Below are 16,948 nucleotides of genomic sequence, written 5' to 3'. Positions count from 1 at the left end.
TATTCAATGATTTTTGATCAAATTAATTCTTAAATTTGTAAAAATAATCTTTCAATGAGTGGTATCCTTAAAAGGAATAATGTTACAATTAATGGAAGTGGTAAAGACGTTATTTTCTTTGCTCACGGCTTTGGTTGTGACCAAAATATGTGGTGTTACGTTTCACCTGCATTTGAAGAAAAGTATACTACTGTACTTTTCGATCATGTAGGTGCCGGCAATTCAGATCTTAACTCATATTCTTTTAAAAAATATAGCCAACTTGAAGGTTATGCTGAAGATATTGTAGAAATTGCCAGAGAATTAAACATATCAAATGCAGTTTTTGTTGGGCATTCAGTTAGTGCGATAATGGGAATTATTGCAGCAAAAATGGCTCCTGATCTATTCGCAAAATTAGTATTGGTGGCACCATCACCATCTTATATTAATGATGAAAATTATGTTGGAGGTTTTAGCAGACCTGAAATTGATGAATTACTTGATTCCTTAAATGATAATCATTTAGGATGGTCGGCAACAATGGCTCCTGTAATTATGGGCAATTCTGACCGACAAGAACTTGGAAAAGAATTAACTAACAGTTTTTGTAAAACTGATCCTGATATCGCAAAACATTTTGCACGTACCACTTTTTTAACAGATAAGCGTGATATTTTAACAGATTCTGACCTTCCTGTTCTTATTCTCCAATGTAGGAATGATATTATTGCTCCGGTTGAAGTAGGGCATTTTATGCACACACAAATGAAAGGAAGTCAATTGGTTATAATGAACGCAACAGGACATTGTCCTAATCTAAGTGCACCCGAAGAAACCATTGAAATGATAAGAGTTTTTTTAAATGACTAATGACCCATTGAATAACCTATCAGAAGATTTTGATGACTTTTTCGAATCTTCATTATGTGGATTTGTAATATCTGATGGAAACGGAAATATTACTAGAGTCAATAAGTGTGCAGCCAACTGGCTCAACAGCAGCCCGAATCAGCTTAGAGGGAAACGTATTTCTGACTTACTTTCGGTAGGTGGGAAAATATATTTTGAAACGCATCTTTGGCCATTACTTCGCATTCAAGGTCACTTTGACGAAGTTTCAATTGAACTGACTGATACAGGAAATGGTAAGGTTCCTGTTTATATTAATGGATATGAAAGAAAAGACGAAAACAACAAGCCCCTTTTTTTACGGTTTACTATATTTCAGGCAACTCATAGACGGTTGTACGAGGAAAACCTTCAGATTTCTAAGAAATTAGCCGAAAAAAGACTAAATATTGAACAGAAGCAGGCCGTTCTTCGTGAGCAGTTCATTGCAGTACTTGGTCACGACCTTCGAAATCCTCTTGGAGGGATAATGAGCGCAGCTCAATTGCTGACAAGATCTGAATTGAGTGAAAGAGATAAAAAGTTGATGAATATAGTGCATTCCAGTTCGAAAAGAATGTATGAAATGATTAACAATATTATGGATTTAGCTCGTGGCAGGCTTGGCGGTGGTATTTCTATAACTCCGGTTACTGTTGATTTACAACAGCTGCTCATTGAGGTAAGCAATGAATTAAAAGTTTCCTGGCCTGAACGGGTTATTGAATCAAATTTTACTATAAATAATACGGTTAAATGTGATCCCGGTCGTATTTCGCAATTGATTTCTAATCTTTTGGCCAATGCAATAACCCATGGGTCATCTGATACTCCCATCATACTTAATGCCGAAACTAATCATAAGTTCTGGGAGATTTCTGTTATCAACAGAGGTCGGAAAATACCTGATGAAGCAATTGAAAATCTTTTTGATCCTTTCCAGCGTGAAGGCACTGAATCTAATGAAAATGGCTTAGGATTGGGACTATATATTTCTTCTGAAATAGCAAAAGCTCATAATGGTGATTTATCTGTAAGTTCGGATGAGAATAAAACTTGTTTTACATTTACTGTTAAAATCTAGGATGTATTTTATATGTTGAGAAAAAGTAATCTTCGCATAATTATCTAAGTTTAATATTAAAAAGAAGAAGAAGAAGGACTACTTGAATTTACTGGAATTTCCATAACGATAATGCTAACAATATTTTATTAATAATTATTACACGAAGTATAATTTAATCATTCGATAAAGACCATTTGAATATGACTTAAAACATAAATATGTGAAACTGATTTCATATGTTTTTTTCTTAATAGGAGCATTTTTTTTATCGAATATATTTAGCCTTGTATTTCCACAAGCTGATTAATAAACAAACATCTACGATAACGGCAAAGCCATTAGAAATAATAATCGGCCACTCATTTTTAAGGATTCCATACCAAACCCAAAATGAGAGACCTATAATCAAGATTATTAGCATTAAAGCAGATAAATCTTCGACATTATTTTCCTTCAGAACTTTGATCAATTGAGGCAGCATCGAAATTGATGTTAATATTCCTGCGATGGTTCCTAAAATATTTTCAGTCATTTTGATTCATTTTTTGACCCAGACAGATACTGTCCGGACACATGGATAGCCTTATGTAGATAGAAGAATAATTGAATAAGCAATCGGCTTGAACCAATTTTTACCTGATGATTCCAACACCTGAAATGGTTGCATGTCACGATTTATCAACAGGAGAAACTTAAAAGATCGGTTATCTGTCAAAGAAGCTATCCTTAAAAACGTTTTTGAGATCATAATCTTACTTCTTCTGAGGCTCTTAAGAAATTATAATGCAGAGGCACTTCAAAACAGGAGATTAAATCATTTCTCTGCATCATCTTTCCAAAACTCTCCCAGTATATAATACTCTGAATTAATTTCTGTTTTAGTAACTGATATATCTTATTAATGGCTATGACTTAGGTCAGATAAATATTTAGCTTTAATTTTAATTGCTGATCAAAACTAGAGCGATTGTTTAGAAATAAAAAAAACAACCATGTGGTTGCTTTTTTTGTATTTATTTATTTTCTGTGATCTTCTATTTTTCTTCGTCAGCAGCATCAAGGTTAATTTCAGAAATTGCCAGACCTGTTAATAACGAATCACAAGATTTTTCTTCATCCAATGTTTGTTGAAGAATTTTCATTGCCTCCTCTTCTTCCAAAAGTTGGCAGTAAGCAACTAAAGTTCCATATGAAGCAATCTCATAATGTTCAACTTTTTGTGCAGCTGCAATAATAGCTGCATCACGAACAGCACCAGCCTCAGTTTCCTCCATAATGCCTTCTCCTTCTTTGATTAAGCCTTCCATGGCATCACATTTTTCTGCTTTGGCTTTTTCATCCAAGATTCCAAAAACTTCTTCAAGACGGGTAATTTGTACATCAGTCTCAGATTTGTGATTATTGATTGCATCCTTTAATTTTGGAGAGGTAGCGTTTTTCTCCATCTTGACCAGTGCTTTAGATAAATGCTTTTCTGCCCAATAAAGATCTTTAAGACCATCTACTAAAAATTCTCTTAAATTTTCAGCGGCGTCACTTTTCGCTTTAATTTTTCCGTCTGTTGTACTTTTCTTTGTAGCTGTCCCTGATTTTACAGGAGTACGTGTAGTTGTTTTCGGTTCTGCGGACTTTGCCATAATAATATTAATTTGGTTTCAATTTTCATATCTAAAACTAAGCCAATTTGGATTAATAATTAATTCTTCTGTTTGGATAGCCTCTAGAAAAAATAATGAAGGTCTTAATATCAGTTTGGCAAAATGGCGGGTTTAGTGCTAATTTCAAGTTTAATTCTTCGTTTCAAATTTTATGCAAAATGGAAGTTTTGTTCTTTGATTTCTGCTACTTAGCCAAGCTGAAAACCGTTATAATTTATAATAATCTCAAAAAGCAATAGTGATAAATTAAATCAGGATCTTACGGTTTCTAATACAAAGTATATTTTGTCGTTCCATTTTTTTTATGGTTCTGATAGTTGTTTCAAGACATAATCCTGTAAGTGATGCCAGTTGCTGTCTGGTTACAGGAACCTCAAATGTGAAAGGCTTCACGTTATTATGATGCTGTTCTTTTTTCATTAGCTCGATAACTTCTTTTAATCTTTCTGCTGCATTGGGACTCGATATTTTCTGCATCAAAAGAAACTTATGATTAAGTCGTTCTGCAAGCGATTTACAAATATTTAGATAAATTTCAGGGTTTTTTGTCAAGTAATTGAGTATTATAGTCTTAGGAACTTTAATGGTGGTACAACGAGTCAAAGCAATCGCATTTATTGGATATGCCTTTTCTGTAAAAAGCATCGATTCACCCAAAGCGTCTTTACAGGTCAGGATATTTTGAATAAATTCTTTTCCATCACTATTGTAATTGCTCAGTTTTACCTCGCCAGTTATTATCTGATAATAAAACTGCGGGATGGAGTTTTCACGGAAAATATAATCGCCAGGATTATAATCTTCTTCTGTTGCTCCCATAGTGTGTAGAAGTTCTATTTGAATAGACATTTAATATTTTTATAGTTGGTGTAAGTGATATTATAAATTTCCTGATAGACACTACTGCAACACTTAACTACTACTGTGTAGTATGTTGCCGGATATTTAAGTTGATGACAACATCTTGGAGAAAAAATAAAGCCAGTAATAAAGATCATGTGTACAGTCCTCTTTCATTATATGTACTAGACAACTTCATAAGTAATGTTGCCATTGCTCTAAGTTAGATAGGAGACGATATGTGAAATCGATAACAATAAATATTCCATAATCTTACAAAACTGATTAAATTTATGTTTTGAATTATAGTTTAATTATTTGAGTATTTAACAATTTTAATAGTTTTGTGTTTATCTAGAGCCGTAATAATTTCAAGTATATAATCGACATTATGTTAAATTAGCACAGAGTAAGTCTCACAAAACGATGGCTTCTCTGGCTGAATATGAACGAGAGCTAATAAGAGAGAGAACTAACGCAGGATTGCAATCTGCAAGAGCAAGTGGTAGATTGGGAGGCAGGCCTAAGGGCTATAAAAAAGAAACAATTTCCAAATTGTTAGTTATGAGGTCTGTTTATAAAAATCCGACTTTGGCTCCGGAAGAAATTTATAAACCACTAGGCTTGACCAGAGCAACATTTTACAGATATGCTAAAATTCTTAACAATCATACGGATGAAGAAATAAAAGAAATGGGAATTAAAAAATAACTAATTTAAAATAGCTCCTTATATATGATGCATACTTACCGAGAAAGCAGATGTTAATAAAAATAATAAAAATAAATAAAAACGCATATCTTTGATCTAAATCACAGCTAGCTGCAGCTAGCTATAAAATTTATAAATATGCCAAATGCTATTAATGTAACTCCTAAAAAATGGAGTAATATAAAAATTTTATTTGATGATGGAATATATTCTGTCATCTTTGGAAAATTTGAAAATACCCCTGATAAAATGGGTAAAAGATGGAATGACAACTACCCTCGACAAGGTTCGAGTGCAACATGGTACGTAGAATATGACAAATTTGTACCATCTACGATTCAAGCATTAATTCAATATTATGAAGCTAATCAGAGCAGAACTTCATCGGAAGATCAATATTTGAACGACTGCAGACAAATAATGAGTAAGCTATGAAAAATAAGCAGTATTTTAATGCTGCTTATTTTTTTGGTAAACTCGGTATTTTATTATCAGGGTAATCTTTGGCTACAAAAATATTTAAGCCATCATACCCAGTATGTTACTTTTAAGTTTGGTGCATATCCAATTTCACGCATAAAAATTGCGTGAACTTCTTCATGTACTTTTTCAATATCAGATTCCCGGGCAACTATGCAGTCGTGAAGCGTAAATAAAGGTATTTTCCTTTTATGTTTGACATTTATTTCACGAGCTATAATCTTTAACATAAAATAAGACTCTATTTGAAATAAGAGATAAGATAATCTTTTATGTACATGTGTGGTCTTTACTCCTTTTACCTTCATACTTTTAAATGCTTTTACAAATTTGTGTATAGTTGGAAATTCTTCAGAAAATATTGCTTGTTCTTGTTGATACTGAGAATTTTTTGCAAAAAGCATTGAAAGAAGCTTTCCCTTACTGTATTTTCTTAAGTCTATAATATCTCCATCAAAAGCTTTCTCATTTCTATTTTCATAGTCGGTTGCAAAGCCAGGCATATTTAAAAACTTAAACATAAAGTGATCATATACTTTATCATTTAATACAAGCTCCTTGAAATCCGCAACCTCTTTGCTAGAAAGGGATACAGAAGATTTTACTAACATATAAAGGGATTGTATGGCTGGGTTATTGATCTGGGATTGTACTGGTTTAGTTGTAGAAAGAGATAAAGAAGCCGAATTTACCGTTAAATCGAGCAAATATGATAGAAAAAAAGGGATTGAAGCCGATAAATCTACTTCTGCTAAACTTTCGTTGTCATATTTTAAGTGCTTTCTACATATCTTAGGAAAAGTAGTTATAGCGGTATGTAATCTGCCGTCTGTATTAGGTTTATGATAAAATGGGAAATATCCGTTTTTAAAGTCTACTACTTTTAATACGTTTGAAAGATATTTTTTATAGTTTCCAGTACTCTTGTAATCAACATAGATGTCTATTAAAGCAGATTGATGGTCAAGCTCAAACAATTTCAAATCAAAATAACCCCGTAGAAAATCAATTTTTTTCCTAACCTGATTATGTATAGTAACTTTTGTATTTTTCTGTATTTTTTTTACAAGCGCCTTCTCCCTAATGCTTATTATTTTCATCTGACCATCTCCCCAGTAATATTTTGGCAATCGATAAGAATAGGACCGGCCGGCTTCATAATTCATTCGATGTAACATTGGTCCTTCACCGTGAAAGCTCTCGTATAGATAATCTAAATGCTGTTTTGATCTCCTGTACAATCTCTGCATCAAAGTAGAAGCCCTTGGAATAAAATAATTAATTATTGCATTAATATCAGTGTTTTCATTTGTATTTTTTTTGAAGGATTCTCTGATTAACTCTGCTAAAAAGTAGTAGCAATAATCTTTACTGAATGCAAAATCTGGAGAGAATTTGGATAGTCTCTGCTCTAGATTTAGTGATGTTGGTATTGCTATGTAGTATTCTTCCATAATTTTTTTATGAAAAATACTAATTTCTGAAAACTAAAAAAAAAGATTTTATTATTTTTAATATTACCAAATTGGTAATATTTTTGTATATTTGTTTATGAGAATTATAGCTGTCAAAACGTTAAAATCATATATCGAAAAATTTTCAAAGTCGGAACAGCCTTTGTTAGCTTGGTACGATGAATGTTTAGCAGCCGAATGGAACAATCCAAATGAATTGAAAGTTCAGTATGGTAATGCATCTATAATTAACAGTAAGAGAGTGGTTTTTAATATCCATGGTAACACTTATCGACTTATTGTAGATATTGAGTATCGACTAAAAGTAGTATTTATCGTTTGGTTTGGTACTCATACAGAATATGATAAAATTGACGCTGAAAAAATTGAATATGTTAAAACTGATTAAAACTGAAGAACAATACGAAAGCTATTTAGAGAGAATTTATACCTTAATGCAAACAGATTTACAAGTTGACTCTAAAGAATCTGATGAACTGGAAATTCTTTCAATTTTAGTTAAAGGCTATGAAGAAGTAAATTATCCAATTGATAAACCGAATCCAATAGAAGCTATTAAATTTCGTTTAGATCAAATGGGTAAGGGAGAAGCATTTTTAAGTAAGATTCTAGGTGCTTCAAGAAAATCTGAGATATTATCTGGCAAGAGAAAATTAAACCTACCGCAAATAAGGAAATTAAGTCATGAATTACATATTTCAGCAGATGTACTAGTACAAGAATATTAGATAACCATCAACTCTACTGTAATTAGTAGAGTTTTTTAATAATTATAAATAGTCTGTTGGCTCTGATGAAATACATAAAACAAGCTATATTAAAATGAATTTAGCAGAATATATATTCTACTACAGCAAATAGATGAGCCTTTGATCCATATGAGATCTAAACCACTGTAAAACATATATTTAATTTTAAAAAAATCGTTTTGGATACACCTAAATATTTTAATTTTCCGATAACTCTTCTTAAGGGATTTCTAACAGATAGTAAAGCTTGTCTAGACAATGTTTCCTACTATTCACTATATCAGCATTCTATTAGCTTAGACCTTGGTGGAGAACTCGATAAATTCAAGTCTAGTGCATCATTTTATGAGATAAATTTACTTGACACGGAACTGGCATTTAGAGAAGGGCGTCGTTTATATGAAAATTCCCATAACGCCCCAAAGTGCGGCTTGAACCTAGATGTTTTTTTGGAATACCGAGATAATGAAAAATCAGAGTTTGAAAAAGTGACTTTGTTAGGCTTTTTAGCGATTAAAAGCATTTTAGGCAAAAAGACATATAGTAAAGTTGATAATAAATATTGGCTATCTAGAATGAGCGGAGAGTCTAAATCCAAGGAAATATCAGACTTAGACCCTAAGATCCAAAAATATAGCAACGAATATCAAACAAAAAAAATTAAAACTGAACTAAAACATAACTGGAGTTTAAAGACTTATAGTAGATATACACGAGGCTTCTACGTAAGTTTTAAGCTAGATTTAGAAGCTCTAATTTTTGAAGCTGAGAAAAAGCGTAAGACAGTGAAAGAAAAGCAAAGCAAGTTGGAGGAGAAGGCAATATTAGAAAAAGTGTTATCCAGATTAAATAAAATGATTTAGTTTATATTTTTAATTGATTATTTTATTATAACGACCTATATAAATATATTTTAATTAGATATTATAGAAATATATTGAAATAAAATATTTTATTATGTAGATTGGAAAAATTGTCGTATCTTTGTATAACAAAGAAAAAAATTATGAATAAAAAACAATCATCAGACGGCTTGTCTAAAATTGCCTCAGAAACTTTAAAAAATGCTAATGCATCTGATATTTCAAAAAGTTTAGCGGGATCGGTATTATCACAGTCGCATACTAACAACCAGACGAGTGGAAATATGGAAAGTGTTGCGTCAAAAGTTTTACAAAGTAATAAGTACAGCGAATTAACAAAGTCATTAGCTGCTTCTGTTTTGTCTCAGTCTAATGGTAAAAAATAATTAAAATATTAAAATTTCAACTTGAAATACGAATACTTTGAGTTGATAAAAGACAGAAGTCCTAACCTCTGACCGATAGGACTTCTGTAAACACTAGATGTAAAGTGGTTTTGTTAGAATGCAAACCACTTTTTGTGATACAAAAGTACTATAATATTTCTTTTTCACAAATTCGATTTCATTCTCGGGAATAATAGCTCCGCAAGCTGTTAAAATTAAACTTCATGCAGATGGAGCAATACTGCTATATATGACATAGGAGGTGCCTCAGAATGTATAATCAAATTTATAAAATCAATGTTAGTAGAAATTCAGAAAACTCAGTTTGAAGATTTGTTGAATAAATTATCAACAAATTTAAGTATTACCAGAACTCAGCATGAAGCAGCAGTGCAAAGTTACAAAGCTGTAGGTAAGTATTTGTCGTCGGAATCTTCACCTCTTGCAGATTATGAACCTTATGTAAAACCACAAGGTTCTTTTATTATTGGAACAACAATTCAATCTATTGAAGAAGACGGAGACATTGACTTAGATGTTGTTTGTGAGTTCAAAAGGAAAAAGATTAATTGGACACAATATCACTTGAAAAAGGCTGTGGGAGATCATTTGAAGGCTCATGGAACCTATGCGAATTTGTTGGATAAAGAGGGAAGAAGGTGCTGGACCCTGAAATATCGTGAAGAGGGTTTGGCCAATCAAAGGTATCATATGGATATTCTGCCAGCAGTAGTTGCTAATGGATATTCATTACTTCTTGAAAGCGCCTTCAATAATTTGACAAATGAAAATTACCAAGAGCTTCAGATTAGTATTACCGACAAAGAAAAAAGCAATTATTTTGTATCAACATTTCCTGAAGAGTGGTTGCAAAGTAATCCGTATGGCTACGCAAAATGGTTTATGAAAAGGGCTCTGTTAGTCGGTAATCAGTTCAAAAATTTATATTCCTTAAATGAGTCGGTAAAACCAACTCCGGATTACCAAGAAGAAAGGTTGCCGTTACAGAGGGTTGTACAACTTCTCAAAAGGCACAGAGATGTTTATTTTTCTAAGGAGCAAAATGATGATATTAGAAAACAAAAACCGATCTCTTGTATTATCACAACCTTAGCGGCAAGAGCATATAGAGGTGAATCTAATTTACTCGATGCCATGTGGGGTATAATCAATGGTATGAGTGATGAAATAGAATTCAAATACATACCTGAGTACGGAAAAGAAGTAGAATGGATATCTAATCCTGTAAATATTGCGGAAAATTTTGCAGATAGATGGAATGATGATAATTCTTACCGTCGAGACAATTTTTATCGTTGGTTAGAGCAGTTAAAAATAGATCTCCGCGATGCTGAGAATAAAACAGGTTTACAGAATATTTCAGAATAACTATCTTCTTCATTTGGGAAAAGACCGGTGCAAGATGCGTTTAATCAACTTGGAAATGAAATGAGAATATTGACCGAAGAAAATAAAAATACTATCAGCAGATCACTTGGTATAATTGGAATGGCTACAAAAGAGGTTAATGATATTACTAAAGTTAAACCTCATGATTTTTATGGATTGGATTAAACCGAGAAAACTGTCAGTTATAGAACAATTTGTTTCTTTAAAAAGATTATATCATGCAGAAGACTCAAAACTAGGAGCAAAAAGTTTTATATGGATAGGTTATTTGAAATCATCACCATTAGGAAATTCTTATAAAATAAAAATTATATTCGACAAAGATAATGGGCCTGATGTATTTGTAATTGATCCTGTCAAATTGCCTCTTGCTGAAGGAAAAACAAAATTAGAGCATGTTTATGATCAGCAGAAGCAAAGGCTTTGTCTTTACTATTTTGATGATAGAGGATGGAATAAAACGAAGTTGTTATCAAACACTATAATTCCATGGACCATAGAATGGTTATATCATTATGAAATTTGGTTAATAACAGGTGAGTGGCTTGGTGGGGGGAAACATCCAATCAAGAAAAAGTAAAGTTTAATTTGCAGAAGAAAAAGGTTAATTCAAATAATTATTTATAAAATATGAGTACAACATCTATCAATGCTAAAAATAAATATATGCTTTGGGCAATCTCTGGTGGGCGGTGCCAATATAGAGGATGTAATGAAATATTGCATACGGACATTTTAACAAAAAGAAACTTTAATAAATCTTATATAGCCCATATAGTAGCCGATGTGCCAGGAGGTCCAAGAGGTTGTGCTACAAGATCACCACTATTAGCAGATGATATCAAAAATTTAATGTTGTTATGCGATGCGCACCATAGGTTAATTGATAAGGATGATGTCAATGGTAATCCAGAAAGTTTACTTTTAGAAATGAAAGCAGAACATGAAAATCGTATTGCAAATGCCTGCAATATATCACCGGATAAGCAAAGCCATATTGTTACATTAAATTCAAATATTGGAACTCATACGCCCAATATCCATTATAGCATCATTAGTCAATCCCTATTGCCAGATTATTATCCAGCAGTTGCTTCTAATATAGATCTGGGTACCGTAAATACATTAAATAAAGATTGCGATACCAACTTTTGGAATATTGAGGAAGCAAATCTTCAGCAGAGATTTGATCGATTATTATTTCCCTTATTAAATAGCGGTGAAATAAAACACATATCTTTATTTGGTTTTGGTCCGATACCTATATTAATAAAATTAGGCACCCTATTAAATGATATTACTTCTGTAGACGTTCGTCAGAAACGAAGAAGTCCGGATACATGGAATTTTGATGATGATATAGAAACAATTTACAATTTTCCACCGACATCCAATGTAAAAAGGCAGGTTGCACTAAAAATAGAGCTTAGTGATAATATTGCTGATGAAAGAATTACCAGTATATTAAGTGATGATGTTTCAATATATAGTTTAAACATAGACCACCCAAACAATGATTTTGTAAAATCTAGAAAACAAATTATTGACTTTGGTAACAAGATGAAAGAAGCTTTTAGAGAAATAAAAAGAACTCATGGGCAAGATACCGTTTTAAATATATTTCCAGCTATGCCAATTTCATTAGCTGTGCAATTAGGAAGAGTTTGGATGCCTAAAGCAGATTTATCGATGAAAATATTTGATCAAAATTTAGCATTAGGAGGCTTTGTTGAAGCTCTTGAAATCAAACATTGTTAAAATATAACGACATTTTATATTAAAACTTAAATAATAATTATGACAACAACATATCATACAAATGGTAGAGTAAAATGGTCTTTAGGCACAGCTTATCATGACAATGGAAGAACAGCATTTTCATTGGGTACAGCTTATCATGATAATGGAAGAACAGCATTTTCATTAGGCACAGCTTATCATGACAATGGAAGAACAGCATTTTCATTAGGTACTGCTTATCACGATAATGGAAGAACAGCATTTTCATTAGGTACTGCTTATCACGATAATGGAAGAACAGCATTTTCATTAGGAACTTTCTACGATGAATATGGAAGGGTAGTAAATAATAAAAGCTTTAGCATTGCATTAGGAAAAGGTATTCAAATGCAAATTATTCCAACTATAAAAATTACAGTTTATGGGAGAAAAATTAATTAAAATAAAGTAGAAATGTTATATATGATGTATTTTCTTAGAGTGATAATAAGTCTCAAAAAACGATGGTCTACCTCAAAATAAAAAGTATCTAAACTTAGTTTTATATCGTATTTGCCTCGTATAAATAGTTTATCATCTATAAAAGTGTTATTGGTACGATAGTATTTATAGAATTCAAGATTATTATCAAAAAACTTTTTGAGCCTATTTAATTCTTCATTAAGAAATTTCTTAATTTGTTTTGCTCCATAAGGTTTTTTGGTTTCTATTTTATAAATGGTGTTATAAAAAATGAGCTTTGAAACAATCGCAGGTTTCTGATGTTTGAAAAAATGAATTTCTTCGGCTATATTCTTAAATCCTTTTTTTAGGACATACTCTTTTAAATCAGACAGATTTTGAACGATTAGTTTTATAATGGTTTCTATCTTTTGTATAGAGCAATCGGCATCACTCTCTAATTCCAGGATTGTTGTTTCCAATTTGTGGATCGATTTATTGAAATAATTTTCCATTCAGTTTCTGTTAAATTTTGATGAGAGATACACATACAAAAAGAGTATTTAATTTAACAATGCTAAAGCGTTTATTTCGAAGCCTATCCAAATAGCAACTTTATTCCGATGATTTGTTCGTCCCTCTTTAGCCTGTTTAGGTTCGTTTCATAAATTTGTTTGAATTTCAAAATAATTTATATTGCCCTTTCAGATTTTACGACAAAGCACATTTAAAAACGGTATCCGACTGGATTAACTGAATTTTAACCTAGGAAGAAAAATTTACTTTCCTTCCTAGGTGTGGTAATCATATGAGAAGTATGAGGGAACTCAATTTTTCAATGTTACTTTTATATAACAGGTATTAATTGAGTTTTCAGTCCGCAGTTTTCTGTTAATTCATAGAACAAGAAAATAATTTATCTTCCGTTATTCATTTGAGTACCCTGATTGGATTCTTCCTGTTTCTGATCATCATTTTTAATACCTCTTTCTTTGCGGGTCTTATTTTTGGAATCTGTCTTACCAAAATTGTAACTAAAGGTTAGCCCAAAAGAACGGAACGGGAGCTTCATATTGCTTTTTTGTGTATAGTCTGGTGTTAACACTTCCGTTTTAAAATGTTTGTTTTCAGTAAAAGGATCCGTTATATTCAATCCTATACTGGCTTTTTTATCCATAATTTCTTTTTTCAGGCCAATGGTCCACATACTGAACGAAGGTGAGGTTCCTTGGAAAGTACGCCTTGGGGAATTTACCATTAGAAACGTTTCTGCAGTAAATCCATCTCCTATTTTATAACTACCATTTATAAACGCTCGGTACATAAAATGGATTTTATCGGTTTCGGTGCTGATTCCGGTGTTAAACGGATTGCCTTTTGCTTCATAAGTAAACAAGCTGATATTACTTCTCAATGTTAAGTTTTTTATAGGTGAAAAAGAGAAAAACAGATTAGTTCCGAACGATTCACTCGTTCCGATATTGTCAAATGTGGTTAACGAAATATTTTGCCCTGGAGTTGTTGTATTGTCTATTTCGTTTACGCTTTCAATAACATCATTTGTTTTGCGGTAAAAAACAGCTACGTTGATCATCGAACGTTTTATAAAAGTAGAATAGCCTAGCTCAATATTATGTGAGAGTTCGGGTTTTAACTCCGGATTTCCCTGTTGCTGAACAATAGGATCGGCTGTATTTCTAAAAGGGTTTAAAAAAGACAAGCTTGGTCTTTGAATGCGTTGGTTGTAACTTAATTTTAAACTTGATGATTTGCCTAATTTTCTCGACACAACAGCACTTGGTAATACATTAGTATAATTATTACTAAAGGCATTGATGTCACCTACCGATTCTCCATCTAACTGGGTATGTTCTATCCGTATTCCGGCTTTCACTTGATAATGTTTGGCAAAATCAAAACCATAGGTCATATAACCTGCTACCACATCCTGGCTATAATCAAACTCATAAGAGCGATTATCAACCAGTTGGTATTCTCCATTGAAATCCTCTTTTAATAAAGACTTGCTGGTAATATCCCTCAAAATGCTTTTTGCACCTAACTCGAGAGTCGTTTTGCCAATTGGCTGTACATAATCTACCTGAAAAGTTAACTCGTCATTTTTACTCCTATTTTCTCCCTTTTCATTCAGGCGTGTACCTTGTTCAAAAAGAGTCAGATAATCTGTATTGTTATTATTTCTCGAATATTGACCTGAAAGCGTTAATTCTTGTTTAGGTTTTGCAAATTTCCGAGTATAATCTGCTGACCAATCAAAACCATTAAACGCAGATTCTTGATCGCGGTTTGATAGTAAAGTAGAAACTGTATTGTTTGGTGAGAAATATTGTGAAGTAGTATTTCCATCCATATTCATTCCAAATGTATTAGCAGAAATAGTTGTTGTAAACAGGTCTTTGTCTGTTAGATCATAATCTATTCCCAAAGATCCACGTAGTCCGGTACGAGTGGTTCTGTTTTCTCCCAGCTGTTTCAAAGTCGGTTCTCCAGAAGCTGTGTATTGTTCAAACTCATTGGTAATTGTTTGAGGCCACATTAAATTTCCTCCTAAATTAGCGACTATGCCAATTTTCCCTTTTTTCACGTTTAAGCTTGCATTCCCATTATTATGTCTGGTGCCGATTCCTCCCGAAACAGAGCCGTTTACACCAGGGATATCTTTCTTTTTAGTGATGATATTGATAATGCCAGAGGTGCCTTCGGCGTCATATTTTGCAGAGGGGCTCGTAATGACCTCTACACTTTTTATCTGATCTGCCGGAATCATTCTTAGTGCATCACCCATATTATTAGCCATCATACCAGATGGCTTTCCGTTGATCAAGATTCTGACATTTTGATCTCCACGCATCGAAACATTACCATCTATATCCACTGAAAGCATGGGGACTTTACGTAAAACATCTGTCGCATTGCCACCTGCAGAAGTTACGTCACGCTCAGCATTGAAAACCAATCGGTCAATTTTGTTTTCGATTATAGGTCGTTCGCCAGTAATTACAATCTCATCAAGCACGTTTGTGTTGATGCTCATCAATATTGTTCCCAAATTGTTGTCACCAGGCTTTAATGTGTAGTTTGAAAACACTTTTGGAATGTACCCTATAAAACCAATTGTAATATTGTATGTCCCCGGTTCTAAGTTTTCCAAAGAAAATTTTCCTTTCTCATCAGCAATAGTACCGGTTAATTTTTTAGCATCAGTAATCGGATGTACGGAAATGGTGGAATAATAAATTCCTTCTTTACTTATTGAATCTACCACGGTTCCTTTTATTATAGCTTTAGGGCTTTGAGCCCATACACTATGAGTAAGAGTTGTAAATAAAATTAGTGTAATAAATTGTTTTAATTTCATATAGATCTATATTTCGTTTTGCAAACTAAGCCTTTAGGGCATATTGTTTTTTTATGCCACAAACTTCCGAAAGCCTGTGTTCGCTCACAAAAATTATAGACGAAGGAGCCACTTTTGATCGTGAACTAGTATTATACTGCCTTATATAATTTGAGTAGATGAAAAAAAGAGAGGTATCATCCAAAAAAAGGATAATCTGTAAGAACAAAACATTGAAAACTACATTTTTTTCTAACAATTCTGAGTGAAAAATAAATTATTGAGGTAAGTCTGAAACCGACAAATACCTGGCAGTAAATTGATTAATTTCTTTGATTTTTATCTTTAATATAGACTTTGGTTACTTAATCCATAGATCCACAAATTGGTCATATTTATCTTTATAGGTAGCACCTACTGGGATTATTTTATCCCCGATTTTAACGCTGTTTTTTAAAAGTGCATCCACACGGGCAAAAGAAATAATATAGGAACGATGAATTCGGAGAAATCCACTTTTGGTGAGTTTCTCTTCCAACTTTTTTAAGCTCATCAACGAAAGCATAGGTTTAGCACCATTGACCAGATGAATTCTGATATAATCCTTGAGTCCCTCAATATATAAAATACTATTGATTTCCAATCGAATAACCTGTGAATCAACCTTTATAAATATAAATTGTTGGTTATCATATGATACAATATCAGCAGACTCGTTTCCTTGTTCGATTCGTTTTCTTACTTTTGAAATTGAAGTTATAAAATCTTCATAATCAAACGGTTTAAGTACGTAGTCAATAGCATCCACGCGATATCCTTCTAATGCAAATTCACTATAAGCTGTCGTAAAGATGATAAACGGTTTATGCTTACTGGCATCTGCTGCCAAAACCCTTGCAAG

At 32.5% G+C, this 16,948-nt stretch carries 19 protein-coding genes and 1 pseudogene; 13 read left to right on the top strand and 7 right to left on the bottom strand.

From position 1 onward, the window contains the following. Positions 1-54: 54 nt before the first annotated feature. Together LO744_RS19870 and LO744_RS19865 are read left to right on the top strand one after the other, a co-directional pair. A complete protein-coding gene (locus tag LO744_RS19870) occupies positions 55-852 on the top strand; it encodes an alpha/beta fold hydrolase (protein ID WP_139423202.1) in 798 nt (265 codons plus the stop codon). Positions 853-859: 7 nt separating this feature from the next. Continuing rightward, positions 860-1,954: a PAS domain-containing sensor histidine kinase gene (locus tag LO744_RS19865; protein ID WP_228448844.1), complete on the top strand. Its 1,095-nt coding sequence runs from the start codon at positions 860-862 to the stop codon at positions 1,952-1,954. 247 nt (positions 1,955-2,201) lie between these two features. Here the strand turns inward: LO744_RS19865 and LO744_RS19860 are convergent, their stop codons facing one another. From LO744_RS19860 to LO744_RS19850, 3 genes are all read right to left on the bottom strand, one after another. Next, the gene (locus tag LO744_RS19860) at positions 2,202-2,468 is read right to left on the bottom strand and encodes a SemiSWEET transporter (protein WP_139423204.1); all 267 of its coding nucleotides are present in this window, start codon (positions 2,466-2,468) and stop codon (positions 2,202-2,204) included. Between the two features lie 502 nt (positions 2,469-2,970). Further along, complete coding sequence (locus LO744_RS19855; protein WP_139423205.1) at positions 2,971-3,573, bottom strand: YciE/YciF ferroxidase family protein; 603 nt, start codon at positions 3,571-3,573, stop codon at positions 2,971-2,973. 267 nt (positions 3,574-3,840) lie between these two features. Then, positions 3,841-4,443, bottom strand: a complete 603-nt coding sequence (locus LO744_RS19850; RefSeq protein WP_230672561.1) for a Crp/Fnr family transcriptional regulator — start codon at positions 4,441-4,443, stop codon at positions 3,841-3,843. A gap of 417 nt (positions 4,444-4,860) precedes the next feature. Between LO744_RS19850 and LO744_RS20510 the strand changes: the two are divergent. The 3 genes and pseudogenes from LO744_RS20510 to LO744_RS19835 all read left to right on the top strand — a co-directional run. Next, positions 4,861-4,932: pseudogene (locus tag LO744_RS20510) on the top strand (recombinase family protein); the annotation flags it as partial. Between the two features lie 66 nt (positions 4,933-4,998). Beyond that, positions 4,999-5,145: a hypothetical protein gene (locus LO744_RS19840; protein WP_230672703.1), complete on the top strand. Its 147-nt coding sequence runs from the start codon at positions 4,999-5,001 to the stop codon at positions 5,143-5,145. Between the two features lie 138 nt (positions 5,146-5,283). Further along, a complete protein-coding gene (locus LO744_RS19835; RefSeq protein WP_034751562.1) occupies positions 5,284-5,580 on the top strand; it encodes a hypothetical protein in 297 nt (98 codons plus the stop codon). Between the two features lie 92 nt (positions 5,581-5,672). Here the strand turns inward: LO744_RS19835 and LO744_RS19830 are convergent, their stop codons facing one another. Beyond that, positions 5,673-7,079 (bottom strand): hypothetical protein, encoded by a 1,407-nt coding sequence (locus LO744_RS19830; protein WP_034751560.1) that lies wholly within the window; start codon positions 7,077-7,079, stop codon positions 5,673-5,675. A gap of 163 nt (positions 7,080-7,242) precedes the next feature. On the opposite strand from LO744_RS19830, the gene LO744_RS19825 reads away from it, so the two are divergent. The 8 genes from LO744_RS19825 to LO744_RS19790 all read left to right on the top strand — a co-directional run bounded on the left by LO744_RS19825 (position 7,243) and on the right by LO744_RS19790 (position 12,689). Continuing rightward, entirely contained in the window at positions 7,243-7,488 is a 246-nt protein-coding gene (locus LO744_RS19825; RefSeq protein ID WP_230672558.1) for a type II toxin-antitoxin system HigB family toxin, read from the top strand. Then, complete coding sequence (locus LO744_RS19820) at positions 7,472-7,828, top strand: helix-turn-helix domain-containing protein (protein WP_034751556.1); 357 nt, start codon at positions 7,472-7,474, stop codon at positions 7,826-7,828. The genes LO744_RS19825 and LO744_RS19820 overlap by 17 nt, the downstream gene beginning before the upstream one ends. A 200-nt stretch (positions 7,829-8,028) precedes the next feature. Further along, the gene (locus LO744_RS19815; RefSeq protein WP_034751554.1) at positions 8,029-8,712 is read left to right on the top strand and encodes a hypothetical protein; all 684 of its coding nucleotides are present in this window, start codon (positions 8,029-8,031) and stop codon (positions 8,710-8,712) included. Positions 8,713-8,855: 143 nt separating this feature from the next. Then, positions 8,856-9,098 (top strand): hypothetical protein, encoded by a 243-nt coding sequence (locus LO744_RS19810; RefSeq protein WP_034751552.1) that lies wholly within the window; start codon positions 8,856-8,858, stop codon positions 9,096-9,098. A 297-nt stretch (positions 9,099-9,395) separates the two neighbouring features. Further along, positions 9,396-10,487: a nucleotidyltransferase domain-containing protein gene (locus LO744_RS19805; RefSeq protein WP_230672556.1), complete on the top strand. Its 1,092-nt coding sequence runs from the start codon at positions 9,396-9,398 to the stop codon at positions 10,485-10,487. A gap of 172 nt (positions 10,488-10,659) precedes the next feature. Then, positions 10,660-11,088, top strand: a complete 429-nt coding sequence (locus LO744_RS19800; RefSeq protein WP_228377000.1) for a hypothetical protein — start codon at positions 10,660-10,662, stop codon at positions 11,086-11,088. Between the two features lie 50 nt (positions 11,089-11,138). Continuing rightward, a complete protein-coding gene (locus tag LO744_RS19795) occupies positions 11,139-12,266 on the top strand; it encodes an SAVED domain-containing protein (RefSeq protein WP_034751547.1) in 1,128 nt (375 codons plus the stop codon). A gap of 39 nt (positions 12,267-12,305) precedes the next feature. After that, entirely contained in the window at positions 12,306-12,689 is a 384-nt protein-coding gene (locus LO744_RS19790) for a YadA-like family protein (protein ID WP_034751544.1), read from the top strand. Here LO744_RS19790 and LO744_RS19785 read toward each other — a convergent pair. The 3 genes from LO744_RS19785 to LO744_RS19775 all read right to left on the bottom strand — a co-directional run. Then, positions 12,686-13,204, bottom strand: a complete 519-nt coding sequence (locus LO744_RS19785; RefSeq protein ID WP_084694621.1) for an RteC domain-containing protein — start codon at positions 13,202-13,204, stop codon at positions 12,686-12,688. The two genes, LO744_RS19790 and LO744_RS19785, sit on opposite strands and share 4 nt — an antisense overlap. A gap of 401 nt (positions 13,205-13,605) precedes the next feature. Then, complete coding sequence (locus LO744_RS19780; protein ID WP_051890786.1) at positions 13,606-16,068, bottom strand: TonB-dependent receptor domain-containing protein; 2,463 nt, start codon at positions 16,066-16,068, stop codon at positions 13,606-13,608. Between the two features lie 340 nt (positions 16,069-16,408). Further along, a partial coding sequence (locus tag LO744_RS19775; RefSeq protein ID WP_230672554.1) for a LytR/AlgR family response regulator transcription factor occupies positions 16,409-16,948 on the bottom strand: 540 nt, incomplete at its 5' end.

The organism is Chryseobacterium turcicum (assembly GCF_021010565.1).
GTDB lineage: Bacteria > Bacteroidota > Bacteroidia > Flavobacteriales > Weeksellaceae > Chryseobacterium > Chryseobacterium turcicum.
The sequence above is the reverse complement of the archived record's forward strand: the minus strand, read 5'-3'. Positions and strand labels throughout refer to the sequence as shown.